Here is a 17,435-nt window from a genome sequence, read left to right as displayed (position 1 = left end):
TCGCTAGCCTTCCTTGAAGCGGTAGCCGACGCCGTAGAGCGTCTCGATCATGTCGAAGCTCTGGTCGGTCACCTTGAACTTCTTGCGCAGGCGCTTGATGTGGCTGTCGATGGTGCGGTCATCGACGTAGACCTGATCGTCGTAGGCCGCGTCCATCAGGGCGTTGCGGCTCTTCACGACGCCGGGGCGCTGCGCCAGCGCCTGGAGGATCAGGAACTCGGTGACGGTCAGCGTCACCGGCTCGCCCTTCCACGTGCAGGTGTGGCGCTCGGGGTCCATCATCAGCTGGCCGCGCTCCAGCGATCGGGCGGCAGCAGCGTCGGCGTCACGGGCCGGGGCGCCGGGCGTGCCGTCCTTCGGGGCGAAGCGGCGCAGCACCGCCTTCACCCGCTCGACCAGCAGGCGCTGCGAGAACGGCTTATGGATGAAGTCGTCCGCGCCCATCTTGAGCCCGAACAATTCGTCGATCTCCTCGTCCTTCGAGGTGAGGAAGATCACCGGAAGGTCCGATTTCTGCCGCAGGCGCCTGAGAAGCTCCATCCCGTCCATGCGCGGCATCTTGATGTCGAAGATGGCGAGATCGGGCGGGGAATGGCGCAGGCCGTCGAGCGCCGAGGCGCCGTCGGTGTAGGTCTGGATCCGGTAACCCTCGGTCTCCAGCGCGATCGAGACGGAGGTCAGGATGTTGCGGTCGTCGTCGACGAGGGCGATGGTCGGCATGCGGAATCCCTGACTGGACGGCGCGGCGCCGCACGCCCCGAAAGGGCCCGGCGACGCGGCACGCACCCCGCTTGGGAGCGGGTATCCTCCCCCGCGGCGGGTCTCGTCCTTTACGACCATCGTTCGAAAAAAGCGAGCGGGGGTCTAAGCTTGGCCGTAACCGACGGTCCCGTCCGGCTTTTTCGCCCGGCAGGATGCCGCACCCGGCGTCCGTGCTTCCGCCCTCGTGCGGCGCCGGCGCGGCGGGCTATGCTCGCGGCCGGGCCGGGGGCCTAAACCCGGCCTCCGGGAGGGAGTTTTTCATGAACGACGCGACACCCTCAGCCCCCGAGCGGCGCGGCCCGGCCGAGCCGCTGCCCGCGGCGCAGGCGCCCTTCGACGCGATCGGGCTCGCGCGCCAACTCCTGCGCGGCGTGCGGGCCGGTGCGCTCGCCACCATCGACGCGGCCGACGGCACGCCCTTCGCCTCGCTGGTCACCATCGCGACCGACCACGACGGCACGCCCCTGATGCTGATGTCGCGGCTCTCGGCGCATACGCGCAACCTCGACCACGATCCGCGCTGCTCGCTGCTGTTCTCGGTGGGCGGCAAGGGCGACCCGCTCGCCCATCCGCGCCTGACCGTGACGGGGCGGGCCATCCGCACCGACGAGCCGCGCATCCGCGAGCGTTTTCTCGCACGCCATCCGAAGGCCAAGCTCTACGCCGACTTCCCCGATTTCGGCTTCTTCGCCCTCGACCCGTCCGCCGGCCATCTCAACGGCGGTTTCGCCAAGGCGGCGACGCTGACGCGGGACGAACTCCTCCTCGACCTCGCGGGCGCCGAGGCGCTGGTCTCGGGCGAGCGCGGCGCGGTCGAGCACATGAACGAGGACCATGCCGACGCCCTCGCCCTCTACGCCTCCGGCGTGGGCGAGGCCGGCACCGGCTGGCGGCTGACCGGGCTCGACCCGGAGGGAATGGACCTGCTCGCGGGCGACCGCACCGCCCGCGTGCCCTACCCGGAGCCGGTGCGCGACATGGGGTCGTTGCGCAAGGTGCTGGTCACCATGGCGAACGCGGCGCGAAGCGCGGCTACCGGCTCCTGAGGATCAGCCGATCGCCGCGCACCTCGTAGGAGGGCAGGCGCGTCAAGAAGCTCTGGCCGAGCAGGTTGCCGGAGAGCGCGCCGGGGCGGCTCACCACCGCATCGACGTTGCGTTCAGTGATCGGCCCGACCCGGATCGAATCGAGCCGGATCGGCGCGGTCAGCGCGATCCCGTTGGCGGTGGAGACGCGCAACGAAAAATCGCTCTCCGCCGGGCGGATGCCGAGCGCGGCAGCGTTTTCGGCGGTCAGCACCACGCTGCTGGCGCCGGTGTCGAAGGCGAAGCGCTGCTCGGCCCGGCCGTTCACCTCGGTGATCACGGCAAAGTCGCCGTCGGCGCGGCGGGTGATCGTCACCTCGCCGCCCGGCCCGACCACCGCGGTGCCGGGGCGTAGCGCGCCCATCAGACCCGCCCCGATCCGCTGCGCGTCGTCGCGATAGGCATAGGCCCCGACCGCGAGCGCCCCGAGCCCGAGCCAGATCAGAGCCGCCCGCACCGTGTCGCCGGGCATCGCCAGCGCGTGGCGCCAGCGCCCGGCGGTGAGCAGGAGCAGCAGCCCCGAGAGCGAGACGAGTCCGGCGAACCGGTCGGGCTCGAGCCCCATCACCGGTCCGCCGTCATGGTTGGCGATCAGGACGGCGAGGCCGATCCCGAGGATCGCGAGCCCGACCCACATCATTTCCTGAGCGCCCCAAGGCCAGGATAGGCCTTGGCCAGCCGCTCCGAAAGCGTGGCCATGATGGCCTGCCGCCGCGACTCGGACAGCGAACCCCACAGCCCGATCTCGTCGCGCGTGCGCCCGCAGCCCTCGCACAGGCCGGTGCGGGCATCGAGCACGCAGACCTTGGTGCAGGGGGAGGACGGTTTTGCGGGGGGCTGGGCGGTCATGGCCCTGGCAGATGGGCTGCGAAGGCGCTCCGAATCAAGAGCTACGCCGTCGCCGCCACCAGCGCGAGCAGCACCGCGATCTCGCCGAGTTGCTGGCAGGCGCCGACCACGTCGCCGGTCTGGCCGCCAATTTTTCGCCGCGCCAGGGCCGAGAGCGCGAGGGCGGCGAGCGGAGCCAGGACGAGGCCGACGACGAGGCCGAGCGGCGGCAGGCCGAGGCCGGCGCCGACGAGCGCGAGGGCGAGGCAGAGGCCGGCGACGGTCAGAAGCGTCCCCCGGCTCGGGCGGCCGACCGCGGCGCCCGCGCCGCCGGGGCGGGCGGGGTCGAGCCACGCGATCGGGATCAGCGCGGCGCTGCGCGAGACGGAGGCTGCGAAGAGCAGCGCGATGGCCGCGAGCCAGTCGGAGCGGTCGAGCAGCGTCGCGAGCGTCGCCGCGCGCAAAGCCAGCCCGAGGAACAGGGCGGTGCCGCCGAAGGCGCCGATGCGGCTGTCGCGCATGATCTCCAGGATGCGCTCCGGGGTCCGCCCGCCGCCGAAGCCGTCGGCCACATCCGCAAGGCCGTCCTCGTGCATCGCGCCGGTGACGAGGGCCAGCGCCGCAAGCGCGAGCGCGGCGGCCACGAACGGCCCGAGCCGCAGTTCCCAGACCAGTACCAGCACGAGGGCGGCGGGCAGCGCCAGGAGCAGGGCGGCGACGGGCAACATCCGCGGCACGGTGCGGAAATCCGGGATGCCGTAGGGCTCGGGCTCGTCGGGCAGCGGCGGAATCGGCAGGCGGGTGAAGAAGCGCAGGCAGGCGGCCCCATCGTAGACGAGGTCGGCGCCCGGAAAGGGCGGTCCGGGATCGCCGCTCTTGCGCTCCACCATTCCGGTTTCCTCACGTGGGGCCGGGCCGCCTGTACCGCGGGCCCGCACGCTTCTATAGCGCTGGCACGCTCCCGCCCGCTACGCGGCCCGCCCGTCCTCCCGCCGCTTTTCCCACGAGGCGGCGCCCGTCCCGAAGCCCGACCCGAGAGGCCCCGCGATGACCGATTCCGCCGCGCCGTTCGCCGACATCCGCCGGCTGATCGCCGACATGCCCGGCCCCGATGCCGACGCCGTCGCGATGGTGCGGGCCCGCGACGCGACGCTGACCAAGCCGCCGGGCGCGCTCGGACGGCTGGAAACCCTCGTGGAATGGCTCGCCGCGTGGCAGGGCAAGGGCAAGCCCAGCCTCGACCGGCCGCTGGTCTGCGTGTTCGCCGGCAGCCACGGAGTGGTGGCCCGCGGCGTCTCGGCCTTCCCGGCGGCGGTCAACCGGCAGATGCTCGACAACTTCGCCGCCGGCGGCGGCGCCATCAATCAGCTCTGCGCCGCCTACGGCCTCGGCTTCCGGGTGTTCGACCTCGCCGTGGATCTGCCGACCGGCGACATCTGCGAGGCCCCCGCGCTCGACGAGCGGGGATGCGTCGCCACCATGGCCTTCGGCATGGAGGCGGTCGCCGCCGGTACCGACGGGCTCGCCATCGGCGAGATGGGCATCGGCAACACCACGGTGGCGGCGGCGATCTACGCCGCGCTCTACGGCGGCGACCCGGCCCACTGGGTCGGGCGCGGCACGGGGGTGGACGAGGAAGGCCTCGCCCGCAAGGCGGAGGCCGTACGGCTGGCGCTCCAGACCCATGCCGGCCACCTCGACGACCCGCTGCAGGTGCTGGCCCGCCTCGGCGGCCGCGAGATCGCCGCCATGGCCGGCGCGATCCTCGCCGCGCGGCTCCAGCGGGTGCCGGTGGTGCTCGACGGCTACGTCGCGACCGCGGCGGCGGCCGTGCTGCACGCCCTCGACGCTTCCGCCCTCGACCATTGCGTGGCCGGCCATCTCTCGGCGGAAGGCGCGCATGCGGAGGTGCTGGAGCGGCTCGGGCTGACGCCCCTGCTCTCGCTCGGCATGCGGCTCGGCGAGGCCTCCGGCGCCGCTCTCGCGATGGGTCTCATCAAGGGTGCGCTCGCCTGCCACCGCGACATGGCGACGTTCGAGCAGGCGGGGGTGTCGGGCAAGGCGGACTGAGCCGCCGGACTCCAACGCCCCGCCCGTCCGGCGCCTCGAAAAAGGGGGATTCGGCCCGGCTCAGCCGATCGCGCGGGCCGCCGCCGTCACCTTCTGCACCGAGGTGTCGATCTCGCCCGCGGCGTTGGCGATGCCCTCGGCGTTGCGGCGCACCGCATCGACGTTGCGGGCCGCGACCTGCATGTTGTTTGAAATCTCGTGCGTGACCGCGGCCTGCTCGGTCACCGCCGAGGACACGCTGAGCGAAATCTCCGACAGGTTGCCGATGGTGGCGGTGATCGCCCGGATCGCCTCGACGGCGCGGCTGGTCGAATCCTGCACCGCCGCGATCTGATGGCCGATATCCTCGGTCGCCCGCGAGGACTGGCTCGCCAACGCCTTCACCTCGGTGGCGACGACCGCAAAGCCCCGGCCCGCCTGGCCGGCACGCGCCGCCTCGATGGTGGCGTTGAGGGCCAAGAGGTTGGTCTGGTCGGCGATCGAGCGGATCACCGAGACGACCTCGCCGATCCGCTCGGCCGCCGAGGTGAGGCCGACGACGATCTGGCTCGCCTCCTCGGCCCGGGCCACGGCCTCGTCGGAGGCGCCCTTGGCCTGCGCCGCGTGCCGGCTGATCTCGGAGATCGAGGCGGCGAACTCCTCCGAGCCGGCCGCGACCGCCTGGACGTTGCCGGAGGTGACGGTTACGGCCTCCGCCGTCTCCTTGGCCTGCCGGCTCACGTCGGACATGGCCAGCGTGATGTCGCCGAGGTCGCGCTTGATCGAGCGCTGCCCGTCGGCGCGGCGGTTGCGCTCGGCCACCTGCACGGTCACGTCGCTGGCGAATTTCACCACGGCGCAGGGGCGGCCGTCGCTGTCGAGGACCGGGTTGTACGAGCCGTAGATCCAGACTTCGCGCCCGCCCTTGGCGAGCCGCCGAAACTCGCCCGCCCGGTACTGCCCGGCGCCGAGCGCCTTCCAGAACCCTGCATAATCCGCCCCGCCGACCTCCTGGGGATCGACGAACAGGCTGTGGTGGCGACCGCGAATCTCGTCGAGCCGGTAGCCCATCGCGGCCAGGAACTTGTCGTTGGCGTCGGTGATGGTGCCGTCGAGGGCGAAATGGATCACCGCCTGCGAGCGGTTGATGGCGGCGATCTGCCCCTCGTAGGAAGCGTTGCGCTCCCGCTCGGCGGTGATGTCGGCGGCGAACTTCACCACCTTGAACGGGCGCCCGCGTCGGTCGAGAACCGGATTGTAGGAAGCTTGAATCCAGACCGGCCGCCCCTCCTTGGCGATGCGCCGGAACTCGCCGGAGCGGAATTCGCCCGCGCGCAGGGCATCCCAGAACGCCCGGTAGGCGGCCCCCTCGCGCTCGGCCTCCGGCATCAGCAGCGCGTGCTTGCGCCCGCGCAGTTCGTCGAGGCCGTAGCCGACCAGCGCCAGGAAGGTCCCGTTGGCGTCGGTGATCGTGCCGTCGAGGGCGAACTCGATCCGCCCCATCGACCGGTCGATGGCGGCGAGGAGGGAGCCGGAATCGGAACGAAACAACGACACGGCGCGAAACTCCCAGCGCCCTGGCCGGCGCTGGATATATGTTGCACGAGATTCTTTTCAGCTTCTTAATTCCGCGAGCGAAGACCGTTTTTTACAGACGCCGCAGAAGCAGATAAAGATCACGAAACCGTGTCATGGGACGCGGTATCATTTGTTGGAAAAATACAATCTGCCAAGACTGTCTAGGCAGGTCGGACTAAGCCCCGAGGCCGGAAAATCAAGGTCCGCCGCCGCGGCCGGTCGGCGGATCGGCGGATCGGCATCGATGGCATTGCGACCGCATGAACCAAAGTGCAGGCCCCGCACGTCGCGGCGAACCAAGGGAATGTCGCTGCCGTGGCAGCGGGCCGGGCCTGCAGCCGCGATAGTCGTCTCCAGCCTGATCATGGCTTTGCGAGGCCACCATGCTCGACGTGACGCCGACTCCTCTGCAGCGACTCCTGCGCGAGCGCCGCCGCGGCTACACTCTCCCGGCCCCCTTCTATCTCAGCCCCGAGATCTTCGAGGCCGACATGGAGGTCATCTTCGGCCGGCACTGGATCTATGTCGGCGTCGAGCCCGACGTGCCGGAGGCCGGCGACGTCATGGTGGTCGATATCGGCAACACCTCGGTCGCCATCGTCCGCGACGACGACAACGAGATCCGCGCCTTCCACAACGTCTGCCGCCACCGCGGCGCGCGCCTCGTCCACGATGAGAAGTCGACGGTCGGCAACCTCGTCTGCCGCTACCATTCCTGGACCTACGACCTGACCGGCAACCTGATCCATGCCGAGCATATGGGCCCGGACTTCAAGAAGGGCTGCCACGGTCTGAAGCCGGTCCACATCCGCTCGCTCGAAGGCCTGCTGTTCATCTGCCTCGCCGACGAGCCGCCGGCCGACTTCGCCGAGATGGCCGCGCGGCTGGGCCCCTACATCGCGCCCCACAACGTGCGCGAGACCAAGGTCGCCTTCCAGAAGGACATCATCGAGCCGGGCAACTGGAAGCTCACCATGGAGAACAACCGCGAGTGCTACCATTGCGGCGCCAACCATCCCGAGCTGACCGTGCCGCTCTTCGCCTACGGCTTCGGGTTCGCCCCCGAGGAGATGGACGAGCACGACCGGGTGAACGCCGAGCGCTACGGCTGCCTGCTCAAGACCCGGCATACCGAGTGGGAGGCGGACGGCCTGCCCTCGCGCGAGATCGACGAGCTCGACACCATGGTCACCGCCTTCCGCACCGAGCGCCTGCCGCTCGACGGTGACGGCGAGTCCCACACCATCGACACCAAGGCGGCCTGCAAGAAGCTGCTCGGCAACCTCACCAACGCCAAGCTCGGCGGCCTCTCGGTCTGGACGCAGCCGAATTCCTGGCACCACTTCCTCGGCGACCACATCGTCACCTTCTCGGTGCTGCCGCTCGATGCCGAGCGCTCGCTGCTGCGCACCAAGTGGCTGGTCCACAAGGACGCGGTCGAGGGCGTCGATTACGATCTCGCCAACCTGATCAGCGTCTGGGAAGCCACCAACGATCAGGACAGCGAACTCGTCGGCATCTGCCAGCAGGGCGTGAAGAGCCCGGCCTACGAGCCCGGCCCCTACTCGCCCAACACCGAGATGCTCGTGGAGAAGTTCTGCAACTGGTACGTCGGTCGCATGACCGAGCATCTGGGTCGCTGAGGCCATGACGTCGGTCTCCTCCTCCGAACCGGCCGCCCAGCGGCTGGCGGCCTCCACGCCCTGGGATGCGGAGGCCGACGACGCCCTGATCTGCCTCGCCGTGCGCGACGAGACGCACGACGTGAAGACCTTCGTTCTGGCCCCGAAGGAGCCGCGGCTGTTCGCCTACGTACCGGGCCAGTTCCTCACCTTCTCGTTCGAGATCGGCGGCGAGACGATCCACCGCTGCTACACCATCTCCTCGACGCCGACCCGGCCGCACGCCGTGTCGTTCACGGTCAAGCGTGTGCCCGGCGGCCCGGTCTCGAACTGGCTGCACGACACCCTGAAGCCTGGGGACACCGTCCGCGCGCTCGGGCCGATGGGCGATTTCTCCTGCTTCCAGCATCCGGCGGGCAAGTACCTGCTGCTGTCGGGCGGCAGCGGCGTGACGCCGATGATGTCGATGGCGCGCACCTTCCACGATCTGGCCGAGCCCTGCGACGTCGCCTTCGTCCACTCCGCCCGCACCCCCGCCGACATCGTTTTTCGCTCGGAACTCGAGACGATGGCGCGGCTCGACCAAAAATTCCGCTTCCACGCGGTCTGCGAGGCTGACGCGCCCGATGAGGCGTGGTCCGGGCCGAAGGGCCGGCTCTCGCTCGACATCCTGCGGGACACCGTGCCGGACTTCATGGACCGCGAGATCTTCGTCTGCGGCCCCAAGCCCTACATGGACGCCGTCAAGGCGATGCTTCAAGGCGCCGGCTTCGACATGGCCCGGCACCATCAGGAGAGCTTCGACTTCGGCGAATTGCCCGAGGCCGACCAGGCCGCCGCAGCCGAGGCCGAGAAAGAATTCGACGCCGCGCCCGCTGGCGGGGTCCGCACCTTCCGGGTCGAGTTCGCCAAGACCCGGCGCGTGCTCGAATGCCCCGAGAACGAGACCGTGCTCGATGCCGCCCGCAAGGCCGGCATCCGCCTGCCCTCGTCCTGCGCCAAGGGCCTGTGTGGCACCTGCAAGTCGAAGCTCACCAAGGGCACCGTCTCGATGACCCACGCGGGCGGCATCCGCCAGCGCGAGATCGATGCCGGCATGGCTTTGCTCTGCTGCTCCAAGCCGACGAGCGACCTTGTGGTCGAGCGCTGAAGCGCGCGCCCGGCCCGTTCAAAACTCGCAAAAAATCGTTCAACCCGTCGGGAGTCGTCCCGTGATCGCCAATGCCGACGCGCTTCTGAAGCCCCTGACCATCAAGGGCCTCACCATCCGCAACCGGGTGATGTCCACGAGCCACGCCCCCGGCTACGGCAAGGACGGCAAGCCGCAGGAGCGCTACCAGCTCTACCACGCCGAGAAGGCGAAGGGCGGCATCGGGCTCACCATGTTTGGCGGCTCCTCCTCTGTCGCCGTCGACAGCCCGGCCGCGCCCTGGAACCAGATCTCGGTCGCCGACGATTCGGTGATCCCCTACTTCCGCCAGTTCGCCGACCGGGTGCACGCGCACGGCGGCAAGCTGATGATCCAGCTCACCCATATGGGCCGGCGCACCAAGTGGGACACGGAGCACTGGCTCCCCACCGTCTCGCCCTCGCCCCGCCGCGAGCCCGCCTCCCGCACCATCCCGAAGGAGATGGAGGCGGAGGACATCGCCCGCATCGTGAAGAGCTTCGCCCAGGCCGCGCGCCGCTGCCGCGAGGGCGGGCTCGACGGCTGCGAGGTCTCGGCCGCCCACGGCCACCTGATCGATCAGTTCTGGTCGCCCTCCTGCAACCAGCGCACCGACCGGTACGGCGGCAGCCTGGAGAACCGGATGCGCTTCGGCATCGAGGTGCTGGAGGCGATGCGCGCCGAAGCCGGCGACGACTACGTCATCGGCATCCGCATGTCCGGCGACGAGATGATCGCCGACGGCCTGTCCCAGGAAGACTGTGTCACCATCGCGAGCGAATACGCCAAGCGCGGGCTCGTGGACTTCCTCAACATCCTCGGCGGTCAGGCGCGCGACCACATCGCCCACGCGATCTCGCTGCCGAACATGTCGTTTCCCGTGGCGCCGTTCCTGTTCCTGCCGAGCGCGATCAAGCGCGAGGTCGACGTGCCGGTGTTCCACGCGCAGCGCGTCACCGATCTGGCCACCGCCGCCCGCGCGGTCGCGGAAGGCCATGTCGACATGGTCGCGATGACCCGCGCCCACATCGCCGACCCGCATCTGGTCAAGAAGCTCTCCGAGGGCCGGGCCGACGACATCCGGCAATGCGTCGGCGCGGGCTACTGCATCGACCGCATCTATGTCGGCGGCGACGCGCTCTGCATCCAGAACGCCGCCACCGGTCGCGAAGCCACCATGCCGCACGAGATCCGCAAGGCGGATGTCCGCCGCCGGGTCGTGGTGATCGGCGCCGGCCCCGGCGGCCTGGAGGCGGCCCGCGTCTGCGCCGAGCGCGGCCATGCCGTCGTGTTGTTCGAGAAGAGCGGGCAGGCCGGCGGCCAGATCGGCCTCGCGGCGAAGGCCGGCTGGCGTGAGGCGATGTCGGGCATCACCCGCTGGCTGGTCGCCCAGGTGCAAAAGCTCGGCGTCGATCTGCGCCTCAACACCGAGGCGACAGAAGAGGCGGTTCTGGCCGAAAAGCCCGACGTGGTGATCGTCGCGACCGGCGGCACGCCGTTCCGCGGCCACGCCAAGGGCGCCGCCGAGCACGCCGTCACCACCGCCGAGGTGCTGTCCGGCACGGTCGAGCCGACCGGCTCGGTCCTGCTCTACGACGAGATGGGCCAGCACAACGCGGCCTCCGTCGCCGAGCTTCTGGCCAAGCGCGGCTGCCTCGTCGAGATCGCCACCCACGACCGCATGATCGCGGAGGAGGTCGGCACCACGAACCAGCCGATCCACCTGCGCGAACTGTACAAGCTCGGCGTGGTGATGAGCCCGAACCTGGAGCTGATCGAAGTCTACCCGGAGGGCAACCGGCTGGTGGCCGCGTTGCGCAACACCATGACGGATGCCGAGGAGGAGCGCGTCATCGACCGCCTCGTGGTCGAGCACGGCACGCTGCCGGTCGAAGGCCTCTATCACGGCCTCAAGGGCGCCTCGGTCAACCGCGGCCAGACCGACGCGGAGGCGATGATCCGCGGCGAGCCGCAGCCCTACGACCTGTCGAAGGGCTACGCCCTCTACCGCATCGGCGACGCGGTCGCCGGCCGCAACATCCACGCGGCGATCTACGACGCGCTGCGGCTATGCAAGGACATCTGAGGCGCTAGCGCGCCGCGGCTCCCCCTCTCCCCGCGTGCGGGGAGAGGGGATGGCGCACCGACGACCGATGAGCCCGGCACCCACGCTTAGCCCCAAGGCCCACCGTCATGACCAGCCTCATGCCCCTGACCACGGTGTTTCCCGGCCTCGTCTGGCTGATGGCGGCGCTCGCCCTCGTCCAGGGTCTGCGCCGCGCCGCGCTCTGGCGGGTCGGGGCGGCGGCGCCCGTGGCGTGGCTCGACGGGCTGGCCAAGCTGCCCAAGCGCTACCTTGTCGATGTCCACCACGTGGTGGCGCGTGACGCCTACGCCTCGCGCATGCACGCGGTCGTGGCCGGCGGCCTGCTCGCCGCCTCGATCCTGACGGCGCTGGCGATCCTGCCGCCGATAGCGGGTTTTCGCCCCTACTGGTTCGTCGTGGCGCTCGCCTTCGGCGTCACGGCCGTCGGCTCGCTGCTGGTGGGCGCCCGGCGATACCCTTCGAAGCAGAAGCGCCTCTCCGCCGGGCGCTTCCAGATCCTGCCGTTCCTGCTCGTTGCCTACGCGGTCGGCGGCACCGCCACCGCCCTGCTGCTCGCCTTCGGAATCGGTGGCGTGTTCGCCCCCCTCGCCCTGGCGCTCGCGGCCGCCGGGGGGCTGGGCCTCGCCTTCGAGGTGCGCCACGGCCCGATGCGCCACGCGGCAGCCGGCGCGCTCCATCTCGTCGCCCATCCCCGGCCCGGCCGGTTCGAGGGCCGTCCCGACACCGCGCTCCAGCCCCTCGATCTCGACGCGCCCCGGCTCGGCTCGGAGATGCCCGCCGACTTCACGTGGAACCGGCTGCTCTCCTACGACGCCTGCGTCAGTTGCGGTCGCTGCGAGATCGCCTGCCCGGCCTTCGCCGCCGGCCAACCGCTCAACCCGAAGCGGCTGATCCAAGACCTCGTCGCCGGCCTCTCCCCGGCCGAGCCGGCCTACGCCGGCAATCCCTATCCGGGCGGGCGCCAGGCCCAGGGCGAGCGCGGGGCGCTGGCCGGACTGATCGGGCCGGATGCGCGCATCCATCCGGACACATTGTGGTCCTGCACCACCTGCCGTGCCTGCGTCGAGGAATGCCCGATGATGATCGAGCATGTCGATGCAGTAGTCTCATTGCGCCGCCACCAGACGCTCGAGCGCGGCGCCCTGCCCGACAAGGCGGTCGGCCCGGTCACCGAGTTGCGCCAGTCCGGCGATCCCGGTGGGCGCCCGCTCTCGGCCCGCACCGACTTCGCCGCCGGCGTCGATCTGCCGGTGATGGCCGAGCGCGGTGGGGCCGAGATCCTGCTCTGGCTCGGTGAAGGCGCCTACGATCTGCGCTACGGCCGCTCCTTACGCGCCCTGATCCGCCTGCTGCGCGAAGCGGGCGTCGATTTCGCGGTGCTGGGCGCGGAGGAGCGCGACACCGGCGACCTCGCCCGGCGGCTCGGCGACGAGGCGACCTTCCAGGCGCTGGCGCGGGAGAACATCGCGACGCTGGCAAAATACCGCTTCGAGCGGATCGTGACGGCCGACCCGCACGCGCTCCACGCCCTGCGCAACGAGTACCCGGCGATGGGCGGGCGCTACACGCTCGCTCACCACACCGCCTTCCTGCTGGAGCTGATCCGCGCCGGCAAGCTGAACCCGGCCCGACTGCCGGACCTGTCGGTGACCTATCACGACCCCTGCTACCTCGCCCGCTACAATGGGGAGACCGAGGCGCCCCGCGCCGTGCTCGACGCCATCGGGGTGAGCCGCTCCGAGATGGCCCGCTCGGGCAAGCGCGCGATGTGCTGCGGCGGCGGCGGCGGCGCGCCGGTCAGCGACATCCCGGGCGAGCGCCGCATCCCCGACATCCGCATGGCCCAGGCGGCCGAGACGGGCGCCGGCATCGTCGCGGTGGCCTGCCCGTCCTGCACGGCGATGCTGGAGGGCGTGACCGGCCGCCATGCGGAGATCCGCGACATCGCCGAATTGCTGCTCCAGGCGGTGGAGGCCGGCCGATGACCCGCCCGCGCCGCGACCCGCGCGCCGAGCGGGCCTCCATCCAGGTCGCGGGTGAGGCCCGTCCCCGCTTCGACCGCACAGCCCGCCGCACCGGCAGCGGCCGACCCCGCCGCGATCCGCGGGCCGAGCGCGCCGGCCAGCGCGTCGCAGGGGAGTCGCGCCCGCGCTACGACCTCAGCCAGACGGTGCGTTTCGACGCCGCCGTGATCACCGAGGCCCAGCCCAAGACTGCGGCGGTCGCCCCCCCGAAAATTCTCGTCCTCGAAAACCCCGCCTTCCTCGTCGCGGTGGTGCCGGACGCCCCCGGTGGACGCCTCTCGTCCCATGACCGGCAAGTGCTCGGCGCCGCCCGCGCTTTGGCCGGCCGCGAGGGCGGCGTGGCGATCCTCACCCTCGGTCCCTGCGAGGGCGTCGGCCCGGCCGGGGCCGACCGCTGCCTCCCGCTCGAGGCGGTGGAGGGCTACGATCCCGCGTCCCAGACCGCCCGCGTCGCGGCGGCGCTGACGGCTTTGGCGGCGCGCCACGTCCTGTTCCCGGAATCCCTCGACGGCGGCGACCTCGCCCGCCGGGTCGCGGTGCGCCTGGGCGAGCCCGTCTTCACCAATGCCGAAGTGGTGGCCGCCAACGGCCTCGTGCGCCCGGCCAAGGGGCGCCGCGTCGAGCAGCGTGTCGCGCCGGGGATGCTGGCCACCGTCGCGCCGGACGCAGTCGCCGAGTACGGCGGCCCGCCCCGCGAAGCTCGCTTGCTCTCCGTGGATGGCGAGGCGCCGACGCCAAGTCCCCAAAAAAATCCCAAAAGAATCGTGTCGGCGGCGCGGGTTCCGGCGGACCCGGCGACGGTGCCGCTGGCGCTCGCCGAGTTCGTCGTGTCCGCCGGCAACGGCCTCACCGACCTCGACACGTTCCGGCAGGTGGTGGCGGCCTTGCACGCCACGCCCGGCGCCAGCCGCGTGCTGTGCGATGCCGGGCTGATGCCGCGCCACACCCAGGTCGGCGCCTCCGGCACGGTGCTGGCCGCCACCTGCTACTTCGCGCTGGGCATCTCCGGCGCGCCACAGCACCTCCAGGGGGTCGCCGGCTGCGAGCACGTGGTGGCGGTCAACACCGATCTGCACGCCGCCATGATCGAGCGTGCCGGCCTCGCCATCGTGCAGGACGCACAGGTCGTGATGCCGGCCCTCCTCCGGCTGCTGGAGCAGGAAGCGGGAGAGAACGCGTGAAGATCGTGGTCCTGCTCTCGGCCGGACGCCATCCGGTCTCCGGCGCCCCCGTCTTGCCGCGGATGGAGGCGCAGGCGATCCGCATCGCGGCCGCGCTCGGCGAGGCGGTCGGCCTGCATGCCGGGCCGGATGCCGAGGCCGTGCGGGAAGCGCTGGGCCTCGGCCTTACCCACATCGAGCACATCGCCGTCGCCGACGGTCTCGATCCGGTGCCGGCGCTTGCCGCCCGGCTCGCCGCGATGGCGCCCGACCTCGTGCTCGCCGGGCGACGCGGCCAGGGCGGCCCTGAGAGCGGGATCGTTCCCTACGCGCTGGCCGAAGCCCTCGATCTCCTGCTGATCCCCGACGTGGTCGCGGTCTCGGGCGGCCCGGACACGCTGACCCTCGACCAGAGCCTCGGCCGCGGCGCCCTGCGGCGGGTCGCCGTGCGCGGGCCCGTCCTCGCCACGGTGCATCCGGACGCCGCCGCCCCCCTCGCCTATGCCTTCGGCAAGGCCCGGCGCGGCACGATCGAACTCGTGGGCGCTGCCGCGAAGGCGACGGATGTCCCCGAGGCCGTGGTCGAGGAGCGGCCCTATCGCCGCCGCCCGAAGCTGGTGAAGGGCGCGCCGACCGGCGGCTCGGCCGCCGAGCGCCTGAAGGCCGCGACCGGCGAAGGCGGCTCCGCCACCAAGGGCCGGCTCCTCGTCGAGCCCGACCCTGAGGAGGCGGCGCGCGAGATCCTGGCCCACTTGCGCCAGATCGGCGTGCTCGCCGACGCGTCAAAATCAGCGAAGTGAGACTATCCGCGATGCCCTTGAGCCCCGACGACCTTCTGACCCGCCTGCGCGAGCAGGGCATCGCCTACAAGCTGTTCGAGCACCCACCGGTGCTGACCGTCGAGGCGATGATGGACGTGTGCGGCGACATCGCGGGCGCACACACCAAGAACCTGTTTCTGCGCGACGGGAAGAAGACCTACTTCCTCGTCACGCTCCACCACGACGCGGCGATCGATCTCAAGGCGTTCCGGGCGGTGCTCGGCGCCCGCGGCGGGCTGTCCTTCGCCAGCGCCGACGCGTTGCGCGAACAGCTCGGCGTGGAGAGCGGCGCCGTCTCGCCGCTGGCCGCGCTCAACGCGGCGCCGGGCAGCGTGAAGGTGTTCCTTCAGGACAGCCTGCTCACCGAGACGCGGATCAACGTCCATCCGCTGGTGAGCACCCGCACGCTCAACCTCGTGCCGGGCGACCTCGTGCAGGCGCTGCGCACCGAGGGCCACGACATCACCGCCTTCGCCCTGCCGCAGGCGGACACCGAGGCGGCCTGAACGAAGAAAGGCCCGGATGGGACCGCTGGTCCTGATCCGAGCCTTCAAAAGCTTTCTTACCCGATTCGGTAACGCCGACGGCGATGATCCCCGATCATCGCCGTTCGTGTTTTACGCAGCCTGCGCCATCGGCGCGAAGGGCAGCGCGAACAGCGAGCCGGTCAGGCCGACGGTCTCGAGACGGGCCGTCTCCGGCTGAACCGACACGCGGCCGAGATCGGCGCGGATCAGGCCGATATCGTCGAGCGCGGCATCGCTCAGGTCGGACAGCGCGACTTCCATCTCCTTGGCGCGGAGATAGGAGAGCAAACCTTCCGTCAGCTTGATGAACATGATCTTAACCTCGAACGCAGGACCGCTGGACTTGCATTCCGCGGCGCGACACATCCCGAATATGGCGTTTGTTGCAGCGCGGGAGGAGCGCCGACTCTGAAGATCAGCCCCGCTCGGCGCGCATGCATTGAGCAGAAAGTAACCGATCGGGGCACCATGCCGTCTTTTGGCGCAGGGCATGGCGGGATGTGGGTGGCTCGGCGGGGCCGCCGGATGATGCGGTACAACAGATGACGCGGAGTTCGGTCACTCTTCGGCGCATCGGCCGGAAGGACTCGGCGAACCCGTCCAGGGATTCGTTGCTCGCTTACCCCACCGCATCCCTGTGATCGCACCGGGCCCCGCCTCAGGCCGTCATTGCGACGCGAAACCGAAGCGATCCAGGGCTCCTCATTGTCCAGAGTGGTCGCGCGGGATCGTTTTTCGGCGCCGTCTCGCATCTGAAAAAAAAGGCGCGCTCTGGATCGCTTCGGCTCCGCCTCGCGATGACGGAGCGCGTTGGGACACGGCGGTTCCCACCCCCACCCTCATCCTGAGGTGGCGACGCGAAGCGGCGCCCTCGAAAGAGGGCTCCAGGGATCGCGCGGCGGGCTGGAGCCCTCCTTCGAGGCTGCTGCGCAGCACCTCAGGATGAGGGTGACGATTGGGAAAAACCGTTGCAGTGAACAGGATCGCCTGATCTGCCGACAAGCCCTCTCCTCCGAAGATCACCCCTTCGGCGGAGAGGGCTGGTTCAACCTCGGCTCAAGCGGCCTGTCGTCGTGACGCGACCGCGGCGGTCTCGGCGGCGATCTCCGGCACGGGGGCGAGGCGGCCGGTGGCCTGAAGCGTTCCGGTTGCGCCTTTGAGCGCCCCGTCGACCAACTCAAGGCCGAGGAAGCGGGCGCGCTCGAACGGGCCGGGCATGGCGAGGCCCGCCGCCCGTGCCTCGGCGAAGCCGAAGCGGGCGTAGTAGGGCGCATCGCCCACGAGCAGCACGGCCGCGTGACCGAGATCGGCGGCGCGAGCAAGGGCCGCTCGCATCAGCCGGCCGCCGAAGCCCTCGCCCTGAAGTGACGGATCGACTGCCAGCGGCCCGAGCAGCAAAGCGGGCCGGCCGCAGCCGGTCGCGACCTCCCACAGGCGCACGGTGCCGACGAGCTTCTCACCGCTCACAGCCGCGAGCGCGAGGCCGCGCGCGGGCAGGCAGCCTTCGCGCAGGCGCTGCGAGGTCTTCAGGAAGCGGATCGGGCCGAAGCAGGCATCGAGCAGGCGCTCGCGCGCGGCGACGTCCGCAGCAATTTCATCACGGATCTGGATCACGGCCGTACCCTCCCCAACTCGCCGTCCGGCGGGAAGAAACAGCCCTCGCACCTGCATCGCAGGCCGTCCGGGACACGTCGATGACGCGCC

The 17,435-nt window shown here is 70.8% G+C and carries 16 protein-coding genes; 9 read left to right on the top strand and 7 right to left on the bottom strand.

The window, feature by feature from the left end:
* Positions 1 to 3: 3 nt before the first annotated feature.
* Positions 4 to 720 carry a response regulator transcription factor gene (locus ASG52_RS22975; RefSeq protein WP_056248322.1) on the bottom strand — a complete coding sequence of 239 codons (717 nt, stop codon included), beginning with the start codon at positions 718 to 720 and terminating at the stop codon, positions 4 to 6.
* Between the two features lie 302 nt (positions 721 to 1,022).
* On the opposite strand from ASG52_RS22975, the gene ASG52_RS22970 reads away from it, so the two are divergent.
* Positions 1,023 to 1,808 (top strand): HugZ family pyridoxamine 5'-phosphate oxidase, encoded by a 786-nt coding sequence (locus ASG52_RS22970; RefSeq protein WP_056248320.1) that lies wholly within the window; start codon positions 1,023 to 1,025, stop codon positions 1,806 to 1,808.
* On the opposite strand, the gene ASG52_RS22965 is transcribed toward ASG52_RS22970, so the two are convergent.
* Genes ASG52_RS22965 through cobS form a run of 3 tightly spaced genes read right to left on the bottom strand, consistent with a single transcriptional unit; the run spans position 1,795 to position 3,565 of the window.
* Positions 1,795 to 2,487, bottom strand: coding sequence for a retropepsin-like aspartic protease family protein (locus ASG52_RS22965; protein WP_056248317.1), 693 nt, complete (start codon positions 2,485 to 2,487; stop codon positions 1,795 to 1,797). The genes ASG52_RS22970 and ASG52_RS22965 overlap by 14 nt on opposite strands.
* Entirely contained in the window at positions 2,484 to 2,696 is a 213-nt protein-coding gene (locus ASG52_RS22960) for a DUF1289 domain-containing protein (protein WP_056248315.1), read from the bottom strand. Before ASG52_RS22960 ends, ASG52_RS22965 begins: the two co-directional genes overlap by 4 nt.
* A 41-nt stretch (positions 2,697 to 2,737) precedes the next feature.
* Positions 2,738 to 3,565, bottom strand: a complete 828-nt coding sequence (gene cobS / locus ASG52_RS22955; RefSeq protein WP_056248312.1) for an adenosylcobinamide-GDP ribazoletransferase — start codon at positions 3,563 to 3,565, stop codon at positions 2,738 to 2,740.
* Positions 3,566 to 3,722: 157 nt separating this feature from the next.
* On the opposite strand from cobS, the gene cobT reads away from it, so the two are divergent.
* Entirely contained in the window at positions 3,723 to 4,745 is a 1,023-nt protein-coding gene (gene cobT, locus ASG52_RS22950; RefSeq protein ID WP_056248309.1) for a nicotinate-nucleotide--dimethylbenzimidazole phosphoribosyltransferase, read from the top strand.
* Positions 4,746 to 4,805: 60 nt separating this feature from the next.
* Here cobT and ASG52_RS22945 read toward each other — a convergent pair whose 3' ends face one another.
* Positions 4,806 to 6,227, bottom strand: coding sequence for a methyl-accepting chemotaxis protein (locus tag ASG52_RS22945; protein WP_502691108.1), 1,422 nt, complete (start codon positions 6,225 to 6,227; stop codon positions 4,806 to 4,808).
* A 458-nt stretch (positions 6,228 to 6,685) separates the two neighbouring features.
* Between ASG52_RS22945 and ASG52_RS22940 the strand changes: the two genes are divergently transcribed.
* The 7 genes from ASG52_RS22940 (at position 6,686) to ASG52_RS22910 (ending at position 15,710) form a co-directional block, all read left to right on the top strand.
* On the top strand, positions 6,686 to 7,945 hold the full coding sequence (locus ASG52_RS22940; protein WP_056248304.1) for an aromatic ring-hydroxylating oxygenase subunit alpha: 1,260 nt from the start codon (positions 6,686 to 6,688) through the stop codon (positions 7,943 to 7,945).
* Positions 7,946 to 7,949: 4 nt separating this feature from the next.
* Entirely contained in the window at positions 7,950 to 9,074 is a 1,125-nt protein-coding gene (locus ASG52_RS22935) for an FAD-binding oxidoreductase (protein WP_056248301.1), read from the top strand.
* Between the two features lie 61 nt (positions 9,075 to 9,135).
* Positions 9,136 to 11,178 carry an NADH:flavin oxidoreductase gene (locus ASG52_RS22930; protein WP_056248298.1) on the top strand — a complete coding sequence of 681 codons (2,043 nt, stop codon included), beginning with the start codon at positions 9,136 to 9,138 and terminating at the stop codon, positions 11,176 to 11,178.
* Positions 11,179 to 11,285: 107 nt separating this feature from the next.
* Positions 11,286 to 13,184, top strand: coding sequence for a (Fe-S)-binding protein (locus tag ASG52_RS22925; protein WP_056248295.1), 1,899 nt, complete (start codon positions 11,286 to 11,288; stop codon positions 13,182 to 13,184).
* Complete coding sequence (locus ASG52_RS22920) at positions 13,181 to 14,404, top strand: electron transfer flavoprotein subunit alpha/FixB family protein (protein WP_056248292.1); 1,224 nt, start codon at positions 13,181 to 13,183, stop codon at positions 14,402 to 14,404. Before ASG52_RS22925 ends, ASG52_RS22920 begins: the two co-directional genes overlap by 4 nt.
* Positions 14,401 to 15,183, top strand: coding sequence for an electron transfer flavoprotein subunit beta (locus tag ASG52_RS22915; protein WP_056248291.1), 783 nt, complete (start codon positions 14,401 to 14,403; stop codon positions 15,181 to 15,183). Before ASG52_RS22920 ends, ASG52_RS22915 begins: the two co-directional genes overlap by 4 nt.
* An 11-nt stretch (positions 15,184 to 15,194) precedes the next feature.
* Entirely contained in the window at positions 15,195 to 15,710 is a 516-nt protein-coding gene (locus ASG52_RS22910; RefSeq protein ID WP_056248287.1) for a prolyl-tRNA synthetase associated domain-containing protein, read from the top strand.
* Between the two features lie 111 nt (positions 15,711 to 15,821).
* On the opposite strand, the gene ASG52_RS22905 is transcribed toward ASG52_RS22910, so the two are convergent.
* Positions 15,822 to 16,043, bottom strand: a complete 222-nt coding sequence (locus ASG52_RS22905; RefSeq protein WP_056248284.1) for a DUF1127 domain-containing protein — start codon at positions 16,041 to 16,043, stop codon at positions 15,822 to 15,824.
* 744 nt (positions 16,044 to 16,787) lie between these two features.
* Entirely contained in the window at positions 16,788 to 17,345 is a 558-nt protein-coding gene (locus ASG52_RS22900) for a GNAT family N-acetyltransferase (protein WP_056248281.1), read from the bottom strand.
* Between the last annotated feature and the right edge of the window lie 90 nt (positions 17,346 to 17,435).

This window comes from Methylobacterium sp. Leaf456, from assembly GCF_001425465.1.
Taxonomy (GTDB): domain Bacteria; phylum Pseudomonadota; class Alphaproteobacteria; order Rhizobiales; family Beijerinckiaceae; genus Methylobacterium.
The sequence above is the reverse complement of the archived record's forward strand: the minus strand, read 5'-3'. Positions and strand labels throughout refer to the sequence as shown.